Raw genomic sequence first — 12,307 nt, 5'->3', positions numbered from 1 at the left:
TTACGTGCCGCTCGTCCGGCACGCCGACACCCTCTGGCAGCAGTTGCACTGAAAGCAGCGGGCCGGCGCCGGCGGGGGACCGTCCCTCAAGGGGGCGGGGCGGCTCCGCGTAAAATCGACCTCACTGTGTCTGACTCCCTCAACGCCCCCGAAGCACCCCGGCCCGGCGAGCACCCCGATCACCGCCCCGGTGTCTCCGTTCGGCACACCCGGGCCAAGGGTGAGCCCCGGTTCCCGGACGGGCCCAAGGCCGATCCGGCCGGGTCGCATTTCGAGCGGCGGATCCGGAGTTTTCAGCCGCGGCGGAGTCGGGTGACCGCGGGGCAGGCGGACGCGTTGCAGCGGCTGTGGCCCAAGTGGGGGCTCGACATCGACGGGCAGCGGGTCGTCGATCTCGGTGAGCTGTTCGGGACCGACAACCCGGTCGTTCTCGAGATCGGGTTCGGGATGGGGGAGGCCACCGCCCAGATGGCCGCTGCCGATCCGGGCACCAACATCCTCGCCGTCGATGTGCACACCCCTGGGCAGGGGAACCTGCTCGCCCTCGCCGACCGGAACGGGCTGTCCAACCTCCGGGTCGGCAACGGCGACGCCATCATCCTCCTGCGCGAGATGCTCGCCCCCGACTCGCTCGACGGGCTGCGCGTCTACTTCCCCGACCCCTGGCCCAAGAAGCGCCACCACAAGCGCCGCCTCATCCAGCCCGAGTTCCTCAGCCTCGCCGCGACCCGGCTTAAGCCCGGTGCCCTCGTGCACTGCGCCACCGACTGGGAGCCGTACGCCGAACAGATGCTCGAAGTTCTGACCGCGCACCCCGACTTCGAGAACACCCAGGCCGACGGCGGTTTCGCGCCCCGTCCACAGTTCCGGCCGCTGACCCGTTTCGAGGGGCAGGGACTGGACAAGGGTCATGTGGTGAACGACCTGCTCTTCCGCCGCGTACAGCGGTAGGCAGCACCGAGCAGCACCGACAGAACCCCACCGGCGCCCGAACCCCTCGCGCTGCTGCGGGCGGCGCCCCTGTCTCGTTAGGGTCGATGCCGTGGCCACCTGTCCCCCGTACCCGACGCATCCCACCGGTCCCGCCGGTCCCGCCGGCGGCGCACTGCGGCACGCGCACTGGTGGCAGAAGCGATGGGTGCGTTACGGCGCGCTCAGCACCCTGCTGGCGCTCTCCGGGCTGGTCATCCTCGCCCTGGTGCGGGAGCAGACCGGCACCGAGGGGTTCCTGGTCGGGCTCGGGCTCGCCGTCCTGCCGGTGCCGCTGCTCGTCGCGTCCTTCCGCTGGCTGGACCGGGTCGAGCCGGGGCCCTGGCGCAATCTGGTGTTCTCCTTCGCCTGGGGCGCCTGCGCGGCGGCGCTGATAGCGATCGTCGCCAACAGCTTCGCGACCGCGTGGATAGCGACCGCGACGGCCGATCCGTCGCACGCGGACACCCTCGGCGCGACCGTCATAGCGCCCGTCGTGGAGGAGACGGCCAAGGCGGCGGCCGTCCTGCTCGTCTTCCTCTTCCGCAGACAGGACTTCACCGGGATCGTCGACGGCGTGGTGATAGCCGGGGTCACGGCCACCGGCTTCGCCTTCACCGAGAACATCCTCTACCTCGGCACCGCCTTCGGCACCGACCAGCTCACCGGCGACAGCGGCATCGCCTCCGTCACGGCGGCGACCTTCTTCGTCCGCGTCATCATGTCGCCCTTCGCGCATCCGCTCTTCACCGTCCTCACCGGCATCGGCTTCGGCATCGCCGCGCTCTCGGGCGAGCGGCAGCACCTGCGCCGCGTCCTCCTGCCCCTCCTCGGGCTCCTGCTCGCCATGGGCATGCACGCCATGTGGAACGGCTCGTCGACCTTCGGCGAGTACGGGTTCTTCGCCGTGTACGCGGCCTTCATGGTGCCCGCGTTCGGGCTCCTGACCTGGCTGGTGATCTGGACCCGGCAGCGCGAGCTGAGGACCGTGCGGGAGGAACTGCCCGCCTACGTCGTCGCCGGGTGGCTGGCCCCGAGTGAGCCGTTCGCGCTCGGCTCCATGCGGGCTCGGCGGGTGGCCCGGCAGTACGCGCGGCACCGTGGGGGGCGGGTGGCGGCCCGGGAGGTGGCCCGGTACGAGGCGTACGCCACGTCACTGGCGTTCCTGCGGCACCGTGGGCGCCGCGGGCGGGCCGGCGCCGACTTCGTCGTACGGGAACGGGAGTTGCTGCACGAGCTGTGGCGCCGGCGGGACGTCGCGCGGCCGGCGCTGGAGCATGCGGTCGCCGCCGCGCAGGCCTGGCCGGCGCACGGGTACGGGTACGGGTATGGGCACGGGTATGGGCACGGGGCGCCGGCTCCGGGTCAGGGGCAGCCGTACGGGCCGGTCCACGGGGCCGGGTACGGGCACGGGTACGGGTCGGCGGCGCCGTACCCCGCGTACAACCCCTATCGGACGTGATCGCTGTGGGGCGTGCGTGGTCGGGCACCGCCGGTCCGCGCCGTCGTGGCTGATCGCCGTTACGGCGGGAGAGAAGGGGTCGGTCAGGCCGACGCCTCCGTCAGCCTCGCCAGTTCCTCGTCCGTCAGCCTCAGCTCCCCCACGCCCACCAGCGCCGGGAGCTGCTCCACCGTCCGTGCCGAGGCGATCGGGGCCGTCACCGTCGGCTGCGCCGCCAGCCAGGCCAGGGCCGTCGTGGCCACCGGCGCCCCGTGGGCGCGGGCGATCTCGTCCAGGGTGTCGAGCACCCGGCGTCCCCGCTCCGTCCGAAGGTGCCTGGCGGCGCCCTCGGCGCGCGGGCTGCCCACCGTCGTACCGGCGCGGTACTTGCCCGTGAGGAAGCCGGACGCCAGGGCGTAGTACGGGACCGCCGCCAGGCCCTCCCGCTCGGCGAGCTCCTGGAGTTCGCCCTCGTAGGTGTCGCGGGAGACCAGGTTGTAGTGGGGTTGCAGGGCCACGTACCGGGCGAGGCCCTCGCGGTCGGAGAAGTCCAGGGACGCCTTCAGCCGCTCGGCGGAGATGTTGGACGCGGCGATGTGCCGTACCTTGCCCGCCTTCACCAGTTCGTCCAGCGCGCCGATGATCTCCTCGACCGGCACTTCCGGCTTGTCGAAGTGGGTGTAGTAGAGGTCGATGCGGTCGGTGCCGAGGCGGCGCAGGGAGGCGTCGGCGGCCGCCTTGATGGTGGCCGCGCTCAGGCCCTGGAAGTCGGGGTGCTGGCTGACCTTCGTGGCGATCACGACGTCGTCCCGGTTGCCGCGTGCCTTCAGCCAGTTGCCGATGATGGTCTCGGACTCGCCGCCCACGTTGCCCTCGACCCACGCCGAGTACGAGTCGGCCGTGTCGATGAAGTTGCCGCCCGCCGCCGCGTAGGCGTCGAGCACGGCGAAGGACTGGGTCTCGTCGGCGGTCCAGCCGAAGACGTTGCCGCCGAGGGAGAGCGGGAAGACCTCGAGGTCGGAGGAGCCGAGCTTGCGCAGAGAAGTCATGCTCTACGTCAACTGCCGTGCGGCAGCGGCCCATTCCGCGGCGGCGACAAAGTTCCCGTGAACACTGCGCGCCCGTGCGCGCCCATCGGGTTGCCCGCACCAGGAAAAAGGAAAACCGGCAGCCCTGACGTCGGGGGGTCGTCGTCAGGGCCACCGGGGGATCTGCCGTGGAGGGCCTCAAGGGCCGCCAGATGTCAGGGCGTGAGACCCTTGCCGCGCAGCCATGCCAGCGGGTCGATGCCGCTCGCGCTGCCGCCGGTGTGCACTTCGAGGTGGAGGTGGGCGCCGGTCACGTTGCCGGTGGCGCCCACGCGGCCGATGACGTCGCCCGTGTTGACCTTCTGGCCGACGCTCACGCTGATCGACGACTGGTGCGCGTACCAGATCTCGGTGCCGTCGTCGAGGGTGAGGACCGTCTTGTAGCCGTACGACCCGTCCCAGCCGGCGAAGGTGATGGTGCCGGAGTGCACCGCCTTGATCAGGGTGCCGGTGGGCGCGGCGAAGTCGAGGCCGGTGTGGTAGCCGGAGGACCAGTAGGCGCCGGCCTGCCCGAAGGTCGAGGTGATGGTGTACGAGGAGGTCGGCAGCGTGTACTGCTTGGCCAGCTCAGCGAGGCGCTCGGCCTCGGCCTTCTTGCGGGCTTCCTCCTCGGCCTTGGCCTTCTCGGCGGCGGCCTTGGCCTTGGCCTCCTTCTCCGCCTTGGCGGCCGCGGCGGCGGCCTCCTTCTCGGCGGCGGCGACCGCTTCGGCGGCGGCCTTGCTCTCGATCTGCTCCTGCTGCTGCTCGACCTGGGCGATGATCCGGGCCCGCAGCGCCTCACCGGCGTCGCCGGTGCCCTGGGTGGTCTCCTCGGTCGTCGCGCCCATGGTGCTCAGCGCGGTGCCGGCGTCCTCGGCGGAGGAGTCGCCGTCGGATATGAGGGGCAGGTCCGGGATGGTGATGGCGACCGGCGGCTTGCCGCTCTGCGCGGTGGCCATGCCGCCCGCGCCGACGGCGGCTATGACGCCGACGCCGAGAACCGTGGAGCTGCGGGCGAGTCCCCCGCCGCGCTGCTTGGAGACGCGATGCCTGCCGCGTACGGGGCGAATGGTGTCCGCGGTGGGGTTCCACTCCTCGAACGGGCCCTCGTCGGTGCGGTCACGGTCGTAGCCGAAGGTGTCGGTGCTGCGCTGGCTCGGCACGAACGGGGCTTGCGTAGCAGGCCTGTTGGACGCCACGTGGGCGTACTCCTTTCCTTCCTTCTCGCCTACCGGGTTAGCTGACGGGTTCGGAGCAGGAAGGTCTCCTACGCGCGTATACCGACCGTGAGTCCACGGCGGCTTCAGCGCGATTCACCCCAGGGTGGTGGTTCCCCGGTTCCCGTACGCGGTACGGGATTCGGCGCGTGCGCACGGAGCCGCCTCTTGTGACGGCTGGGACGACCGCGCTGCGTTATCGAACGTTAATAGACGGGGGGTGCGGATTCCAAGCTGTTCCGCTTGATCGTTAACGTTTTTCGGGTGGACTTACGGGTCATGAGCGGCCCAAATCGGGCGAGTTGGCCAAGGCTCAGGAGTCGCACAATGATTGACAGTATGTCAGTTGTTATGCGGAGGGCGGTCGCCCGATCACGGTTGGTGACGGCGGTCAAGGGCGCCGTACGGCGATGAGGCCAGAAAAACACTCAGGGCCGGAACTTGATCAGTTCCGGCCCTGAGCCTTCAGTAGCGGGGACAGGATTTGAACCTGCGACCTCTGGGTTATGAGCCCAGCGAGCTACCGAGCTGCTCCACCCCGCGTCGATGAGTCCATAGTACGCCATCCGCGGGACCCGAAGCACACGCCTTTCCGCGCCCCCCTCCTGATGGGCGCCCCGTCACGGCAGCAGATGCCGGTTCGGCGCCTTGGCCCGCCCCTCGAACTCCGGCACGACCACGACGTCCACGCCCTCCCCCGCCAGCACCCCGCTCCCGTCGGCCCCCGCCACGAACGTGTCCGGCTCCCGCCAGGCCGTCACCACCCTGCGCACCCCCGCATCGAGGATCAACCGCGCACAGGGCAGGGGGCGCGACGCACGCCGCGTGCACGGCTCCAGGCTGCTGTACACCGTCGCGGCCGCCAGCCTCGGATCACCGGCGTCGATCTTCGCGAGCGCCGCCTCCTCCGCGTGCACCACGGGATCGCCGCCCTCCCGGGAGTGCCCCCGCGCCAGCTCGGTCCCGTCGGCCGCCACCACCACCGCCCCGACACTGAACGCCGTCCGCGACGGCGGGCACTGCGCCGCCAGGTCGCACGCCAGCGCCAGCCAGTGCCGGTCGGTCGCGGCGGGGAGGACACCGACGCCGGGCGCCGTCGGCTCGTAGCGCATCAGCACGACGTCCTCGATCCGCCGCGTCTCCAGCAGCCGTAGCCGCCCGCCCTGGTATCCGCCCGGGCCGAACAGGCGCGGCGCGTCCGGGTCCCCCACGAACAGCGGCGCCAGCACCAGCTGCAGCTCGTCCGCCAGCCCCTGCTGGAGCAGCTGCGTGTGGATCGTGCCGCCGCCCTCCACCATCAGGCGCTCGACGCCGCGCACCTCACGCAGGTGCTCCAGCAGGCCCCGCCAGTCCAGCTCCGCGCCCAGCGCGACCACGTCCGCCGCGACCGGCGCCCGCCGCAGCCGCTGAGCGCCCTTCTCCGTCGTGTAGACGACCTTCTCGCCGCCCGTGTGCCAGAAGTTCGCCGTCGCATCCAGCTCGCCGGAGGCGCTGACCGTGACCTTCAGCGGATACTCCGGTTTGCCCGCCGCCACCCGTGCCGCCCGCCGCTCGGCCGAGTTCACCAGCAGCCGCGGGTTGTCCGCCCGGATCGTGCCCGCGCCGATGAGGATCGCGTCGACGGACGCCCGTACCTCGTCGACCCGGTCGAAGTCGGCGGGGCTGGAGAGCAGCAGCCGCTCGGGGGTGGTGTCGTCGAGGTAGCCGTCCAGGGAGACGGCGGCGGACAGCAGGACGTAGGGGTACGACGGCATCGGCGCGCTCTCCGGCTCGGAAACGGTCTCGGGCTTGGTTCAAGTTTGAAACAAACCTACACTGGTCGCATGACGACTCGCTGGCTCACGTCCGAGGAGCAGCGCGCCTGGCGCGCGTACATCGCCGCCGCCGCGCTCGTGGAGGACGCGCTGGACCGGCAGCTCCAGCAGGAAGCCGGCATGCCCCATCTGTATTACTCCATCCTCGCCACCCTGTCCGAGTCCCCGGAGCGCCGGCTTCGGATGACCGATCTCGCGGAGCGGCTGAAGATCACCCGCAGCCGGCTGACGTACGCCGTCTCCCGCCTGGAGAAGGACGGGCTGGTGCGACGCGAGGACTGCCGCTGGGACAAGCGCGGCAGCATCGCGACGCTCACCGGCGAGGGCATGCGGGTCCTGCAGCGGGCGGCGCCCGGTCATGTCGAGACCGTGCGGTCGCTGCTGTTCGACCGGCTGACCCCGGAGCAGGTCGGCCAGCTGGAGGAGATCTTCACGGCGGTCGGCGAGGGGTTCCAGGGGGACAGCGCGCACGCCACCCCGGACGAGGTGCCCTGGCGGCGGCGCTCCACCAAGCCGTGTTCGTGAGGCACACCTCGCTGTCATGATGTGCGCCACACCGCTATTGCTTCAAATTTCAAGCATGGGGTAGGGTCCAGGACCGAGGAGCTGCTTCAAATCTGAAGCAGAAGACCCACGTACGGAACCCGGAGAACCCGCATGCCCGACTTCACCGCCGCCGCCACCCAGCGCGCCCGCGTCCGGGTCCCGCTGCGCTTCCACGACGGTTACCGCGTCGACGCCGAGGTGGTCACCTTCCACGGCCTGGCCGACGGCCAGGAGCACGTGGCCGTCGTCCTCGGCGACCCGGCCCCGGGCACCACCCCGCTGGTCCGTCTGCACTCCGAGTGCCTGACCGGCGACGTGTTCGGTTCGGCCCGCTGCGACTGCGGCCCCCAACTGCGCGAGGCCGTCGAGCGCATCGCGGAGCGCGGCGGCGTGCTGCTGTACCTGCGCCAGGAGGGCCGGGGCATCGGTCTCTACAACAAGCTCGACGCGTACGCCCTCCAGGACCAGGGCCTGGACACCTACGCCGCGAACGCCGCCCTGGGCCTGCCCGAGGACGCCCGCGACTACACGGCGGCGGCCCAGATGCTCACCGCCCTCGGCATCGGCGAGCTGGATCTGCTCTCCAACAACCCCGACAAGGCCGACCAGTTGCGCGCCCTCGGCGTCGCGGTGCGGGGCCGCGTCCCCACCGGCGTCTTCGCCACCCCGGACAACGTCCGCTATCTGCGCGCGAAGGTCCTGCAGACCCAGCACACGCTGCCCCTGGGGGATCTGGAGGAACGGGGGGAACTGGCGGAACGGGGGGAACTGGCGGAGCTGACCGCGGGCTGAGCGGGCGGCATGACGAAGGGGCGGGCGTCCGACACCGGACACCCGCCCCTCAGCCGTGTGTGACGACTACGGAGTGACCTTCTCGATCGTCACCCCGCCCACACCCGCGGTCGTCCCGCGGGTGTTCACCAGCCGTACCTCACCGACGAGCGCGCGGCCCTCGCCCACGGCCTTCGCGACCGTGACCTGCGCCGACACCTTCGCCGTGGCGCCCGTGCCGAGCTTCACCGGCGTCGACTCGTCGACGGTGACCTTGCCGAGCGCGGAGGAGAAGAACACGTCCCGGTAGTCGTACGCGGTTGAACCGGACGGCACCTCGAAGCCGTCCACCTCGACGGTGTACCTACCGGCGGCCGGGTTCGCCACGGAGACGGACTCGTCGGAGTCGCCGTCCGCCGACTGGGCGACGACCTTGCCCTGGGCGTCGTACACCGTCAGGTCGAGGTCGGAGGCCGCGTCGGAGACGCCGCCGATGGCGACGTCCAGCGACGTGGTGCCCTCGGGCACCTCAAGGGTGGTGGTGTGCGTCTCACCGTTCTTGATGGTCGGCCGCGCGGTCGTCGACGAGCCGAGCGCGCCGCCCTTCAGGGTGCCCTCGACGGCCGCCAGCTTGTTCGTCACCGTCCAGGAGGCGTCGACCGGGGTGCCGACCTTCGCCTCGGGCACGGTGACGGCCGCCGGGTCGAAGGACGCGCCGTACACGGTGGCGTCGAGCTTGAACGGGTTGTCCAGCAGCGCCGACGTACGGCGCGCGTCGACCTCGATCTCCCAGACGCCGGGCACCGGGTCCTCGTAGGAGGCGATGTCCGTTGTGTTCGCATCGCTGTCGGTGGCCGGGACGCCGTACGGGTTGATGGCGCTGAACACCGTCCGGCTGCCCTCCTTCAGGCCGCCGAGCGCCACCTGGAGCGACTTCGCGCCCTCGGGGACGGTGACGAAGTACGACCTGAAGCTGTTGCGCTCCACCGAGCCCGAGGCGGTGAAGGTGTGGTCCACCGGCGTGGAGACGACGACGGTGTTGAGGATCTGCTTGTCGACGCCCACCGTCCTCGGGTCGTCGGCCTGGAGGATCGCGCTCTTGATGCCCGCGTGCTTCGGCGCGGCCTGGATCTTCACGGTCACCGGCTTGTTCAGCGGCAGGTTCACCACGCGCGGGCCGACGATGGAGAAGGTGCCGGCCTTGTTGTTCGCCAGACGCAGGGTGTGCGGGAGCGAGCCGGAGGGGCCGGACGTCCGGGTGATGGTGACGTCGTACGTCCGCTTCTTCCCGGCCTTCAGGCCGCCCTCGCGGTCGTAGACGCCGGTGCCGAAGCCCGGTGTCTTCAGCGCCTGGTCGAGCGCGGTGTCGACCGGGGCCTTGACGGTGTAGTCGTGGGCGGTGGCGCCCGCCCTGACCGCCTTCCAGGCGTCGACGACGTCGATGAGGCCGGCACCCTCCTCGTACGCCTGGAGTCCCTCGATGTGCCTGGCCGTCGAGGTGAGCGCGGTGCGCAGCCTCTCGGGCGTCAGGTCGATGCCCTTCCGCTTGGCGGCCGACAGCAGCAGCGCGCTCGCGCCCGCGGTCTGCGGGGCCGCCATCGACGTGCCGTTGTACATGGCGTAGCCGGCCGGCAGCTTCCAACCCGCCTCGGCGATGGGAGCGCCGGGCATCCAGGCCGGGATGGTGCTGACCGCGGCGCCGGGGGCCACGACGGTGGGCGTGAAGCCGCCGTCCTCACGCGGGCCGCGCGAGGAGAAGTTGAACAGTTGGTACTCGTTGCGCACGCCGGTGCCGTAGTTGGCGGCGAAGGTCTCCTTGGAGACGCCCGCGCCGGCCGAGATGACCTTGTCGGCGAGGCCCGGGTCGCCGATGGTGTTGGCTCCGGGGCCGGAGTTGCCGCCGGAGAGGACGAGCTGGACGCCGTAGGTGTCGATCAGGCGCGTGTACAGCTCGGCGCGGGCGGTGTTGCCGTCGTTCAGCGGGGGCAGCCCGCCGATGGACATGTTGACGACGTCGACGCCGCGGTTGACGACGAGGTCGATCATGCCCTCGATCAGCGCGACGCTGGAGCAGCCCGGGCCGAAGACGCAGGCGCGGGACGAGACGATCTTCGCGCCGGGGGCGGCGCCGTTCATGTTCTTGCTGCCGAGCAGGCCGTGGGCGGCGGTGATGCCGGCGACGTGGCTGCCGTGCGAACCGGCGGTGAGGCCGATGTTGACGAAGTCGGCCTTCTTGCCGACCCAGCCGCCGCCCAGCGGGTCCATCGGAACGTCCTTGCGGACCTCCACGACGAAGTCCTGGCTCTCGGGGATGTCCGTGGCCGGGTCGTCGGTGCCGAAGTGGCCGACCTGGTGGCCGTCCTTGTACGGCTTCATCGGGGTGTCGTCGGTGAAGTCGCCGTTGTCGTTCACGTCGACGGTCACCGTGCCGGCGGCCGGGTCGTAGAGCACGCCCCAGTCGTCGGTGGTGTCGCCGTCGCGGTTGACGTCACCGTCGGCGTCGCCGTCCGTGACCTTGCCCTGCGCGGTGACGGCCTCCCGGAAGGTGCTGATCCGGTACGTGCCCTCAGAGGCCTTCCAGGTCTTGCCGGCGAACGTGAAGGAGGGCCCGGAGACGGAGGTGGTCATCGCCCGCCAGGTGCCGTCGCCGTCGACGATCGGGTCGGTGGCGGTCACCCAGTCGACGATCTTGCGCTCACCGGTCGTCGTCTTCTGCAGCGCGGGGCTCGCGAGGTCGACGCCCGTGTCGAGGACGCCGATGGTCACGCCGCGGCCGTCCGCCTTCGGGTTCTTCTTCACGAATTCGACGGCGCCCGTCTCGAAGGACGGGTTGTACGGGTTCTTGGCGGGGGTGTCCTTGCCCGGGCCGGGGTAAGTCGCCGCGGAGGGGCTGGACTTGCCGCCGCCGAGGCTCGGCTGCTCCAGGGGTATCTCTTCCCGCAGGTCGATGGCCTGCACGGAGGTGAGCCGCGCGGCGGTCGCGATGGCCGAGTCCGCCTTGCCGGTCGGCACGGTGGCCCGTACGTAGCCGAGTTTGTCGTACGTACGGCCGACGGAGCCACCCTTGATCGCGTCCAGCTCCGCGGCGACCTTCTCGGTCTGGCCGGGTGCCGTGGCGATCATCATCGTGACGGTCTTGTCGCGCTGTGCCTTGGCCTGGGCGAGGAGGTCGGCGTCGTCCGAACCCAGCTTGTCGTGGGCGGACTTGACGCCGGGGTCGGCCGCGGGGGCGGAGGAGCCGTCCGCGGCGAGGGCGAGGGGTACGGGCCCGGCCGCGGAGAGCGCGGCGACGAGGCCGGCGGCCACGGCGATACGGGCGGCGCGTTTCGCGCCCGATATCGGGGCCGGGTGGGGGGTGGTGGGCATGGTGATCCCTGGTGCTGAAGGAATGAAGGCATCGGCGGCCGTATCGAGCACCTTCGACCGCCGCAGTCCGGAATGTTCTCCCGGATGATCGCCCAGCTTCCCTCAAAGGACCGATTTTCGTTGTTACTTCATGGCGGCGAGATCGCTGACTGACGCAAACTCGCCATACGCCACCGGGGACTTAGTGGAGCATGCTGTGACATTCCTGTGAGTCGGGACGGCGGACGGCGGTGCCCACGGGCGCGAACCGCTCGGCGGCGGTGGGACCGCCGAGGACGCGGACGGGGGCCTGCTCGGTGGTGGTGGTGCTGCTGCTGCGGCTGGTGCCGCACCGCACGACAGCGCGGCAGAGGGCAGTTCGCGCGCCCGTCCACAACAAGGGGCGCTCGACAATTTCGAGGGGTACGGCTCTGTCGATCGCCCGGGGCCTCGACTACTACACGGGCCCGTCTACGAGGGGCAGGGCAGTTCGAGGACTGGCCGAACTACGGCAGCATGTCCATCAGACAGACCCGCATCTTCGCCGAACCGCTCTCCGGGGGCACACGAGGTCAAGGACCTTGCCACGGGCGCGCAGGCCCCCGCCGACCCGCAGACGTGGCAGCGTCCCTGAGCCCGGCCGGGTCACCCGCCCAGCCCGGGTTCGCCCGACTCCTCCTCCCCCTCCATGAACCGGATGCCCTCATGGGTCAGTGAGGCGGTGGCCGGCGTCCGGTGCGAGGTCCAGTCGACGGTGATCAGGCCCTCGTCGGCCAGGTAGGCGCAGGCAGCGCTCAGGTCGTCGTCGGGCATCCGGAGCTGCTCGCGGAGTGCCGCCCCGCTGATCTCGGGACGGTTGCGCTCCAGGGCCGCGTACAGGCACCGGAGAATGGCGTTGCGGTAGGTCTTGCGTTCACGGAGTGTCGTCATGGCTGCCGCCCTCGGGCTCGCGGCCGACCCTGCGGACGCCGACAGGCAGCCGACCTGCGGCCTCGCACAGAGCGTCCGGCGTCCGGGTGCCCCCCTGCGCGCCGCCCATGCGGCCTTCCCCGACCGCAAACCCACGTCACCGCGATGTCACGCGACGCCGACGCTCGCGGTGATCAGGAGTAGCGTGGTCAGACAAGGCGAATCCCA

At 71.0% G+C, this 12,307-nt stretch carries 9 protein-coding genes, 1 tRNA gene and 1 riboswitch; of the genes, 4 read left to right on the top strand and 6 right to left on the bottom strand.

The genetic code is table 11. The features are described from left to right. Positions 1-126: 126 nt before the first annotated feature. On the top strand, positions 127-951 hold the full coding sequence (trmB, locus tag ABZ078_RS17150) for a tRNA (guanosine(46)-N7)-methyltransferase TrmB (RefSeq protein WP_356575980.1): 825 nt from the start codon (positions 127-129) through the stop codon (positions 949-951). A gap of 91 nt (positions 952-1,042) precedes the next feature. Beyond that, complete coding sequence (locus ABZ078_RS17145; protein WP_356575978.1) at positions 1,043-2,431, top strand: PrsW family intramembrane metalloprotease; 1,389 nt, start codon at positions 1,043-1,045, stop codon at positions 2,429-2,431. A gap of 83 nt (positions 2,432-2,514) precedes the next feature. Here ABZ078_RS17145 and ABZ078_RS17140 read toward each other — a convergent pair whose 3' ends face one another. The 4 genes from ABZ078_RS17140 to ABZ078_RS17125 all read right to left on the bottom strand — a co-directional run bounded on the left by ABZ078_RS17140 (position 2,515) and on the right by ABZ078_RS17125 (position 6,448). After that, positions 2,515-3,459 (bottom strand): aldo/keto reductase, encoded by a 945-nt coding sequence (locus tag ABZ078_RS17140; protein ID WP_356575976.1) that lies wholly within the window; start codon positions 3,457-3,459, stop codon positions 2,515-2,517. 194 nt (positions 3,460-3,653) lie between these two features. Further along, positions 3,654-4,676 (bottom strand): M23 family metallopeptidase, encoded by a 1,023-nt coding sequence (locus ABZ078_RS17135; RefSeq protein ID WP_356575974.1) that lies wholly within the window; start codon positions 4,674-4,676, stop codon positions 3,654-3,656. 11 nt (positions 4,677-4,687) lie between these two features. Next, a riboswitch (cyclic di-AMP (ydaO/yuaA leader) is annotated at positions 4,688-4,852 on the bottom strand. A gap of 311 nt (positions 4,853-5,163) precedes the next feature. Beyond that, positions 5,164-5,237: transfer RNA gene (locus ABZ078_RS17130), tRNA-Met, on the bottom strand. A 77-nt stretch (positions 5,238-5,314) separates the two neighbouring features. Next, complete coding sequence (locus tag ABZ078_RS17125; protein WP_356575972.1) at positions 5,315-6,448, bottom strand: dihydrofolate reductase family protein; 1,134 nt, start codon at positions 6,446-6,448, stop codon at positions 5,315-5,317. A gap of 69 nt (positions 6,449-6,517) precedes the next feature. Here ABZ078_RS17125 and ABZ078_RS17120 point away from each other — a divergent pair, with 69 nt between their 5' ends. Both ABZ078_RS17120 and ribA read left to right on the top strand, forming a co-directional pair. Beyond that, positions 6,518-7,033: a MarR family transcriptional regulator gene (locus ABZ078_RS17120; protein WP_356575970.1), complete on the top strand. Its 516-nt coding sequence runs from the start codon at positions 6,518-6,520 to the stop codon at positions 7,031-7,033. A 132-nt stretch (positions 7,034-7,165) separates the two neighbouring features. Then, positions 7,166-7,846 carry a GTP cyclohydrolase II gene (ribA, locus tag ABZ078_RS17115; protein ID WP_356575968.1) on the top strand — a complete coding sequence of 227 codons (681 nt, stop codon included), beginning with the start codon at positions 7,166-7,168 and terminating at the stop codon, positions 7,844-7,846. A gap of 66 nt (positions 7,847-7,912) precedes the next feature. On the opposite strand, the gene ABZ078_RS17110 is transcribed toward ribA, so the two are convergent. Next, complete coding sequence (locus ABZ078_RS17110) at positions 7,913-11,191, bottom strand: S8 family serine peptidase (protein WP_356575966.1); 3,279 nt, start codon at positions 11,189-11,191, stop codon at positions 7,913-7,915. 624 nt (positions 11,192-11,815) lie between these two features. After that, complete coding sequence (locus ABZ078_RS17105) at positions 11,816-12,100, bottom strand: hypothetical protein (protein WP_356575964.1); 285 nt, start codon at positions 12,098-12,100, stop codon at positions 11,816-11,818. Positions 12,101-12,307 lie beyond the last annotated feature (207 nt).

The organism is Streptomyces sp. NPDC006385, from assembly GCF_040612485.1.
Lineage (GTDB): Bacteria > Actinomycetota > Actinomycetes > Streptomycetales > Streptomycetaceae > Streptomyces.
The sequence above is the reverse complement of the archived record's forward strand: the minus strand, read 5'-3'. Positions and strand labels throughout refer to the sequence as shown.

What these genes read in the sequence shown, in the direction of transcription:
- ABZ078_RS17140 (WP_356575976.1), bottom strand. Translation starts at nt 3,459, where the DNA reads ATGACTTCTCTGCGCAAGCTCGGCTCCTCCGACCTCGAGGTCTTCCCG.
- ABZ078_RS17120 (WP_356575970.1), top strand. Translation starts at nt 6,518, where the DNA reads ATGACGACTCGCTGGCTCACGTCCGAGGAGCAGCGCGCCTGGCGCGCG.
- ABZ078_RS17105 (WP_356575964.1), bottom strand. Translation starts at nt 12,100, where the DNA reads ATGACGACACTCCGTGAACGCAAGACCTACCGCAACGCCATTCTCCGG.
- ABZ078_RS17125 (WP_356575972.1), bottom strand. Translation starts at nt 6,448, where the DNA reads ATGCCGTCGTACCCCTACGTCCTGCTGTCCGCCGCCGTCTCCCTGGAC.
- ribA (WP_356575968.1), top strand. Translation starts at nt 7,166, where the DNA reads ATGCCCGACTTCACCGCCGCCGCCACCCAGCGCGCCCGCGTCCGGGTC.
- ABZ078_RS17110 (WP_356575966.1), bottom strand. Translation starts at nt 11,191, where the DNA reads ATGCCCACCACCCCCCACCCGGCCCCGATATCGGGCGCGAAACGCGCC.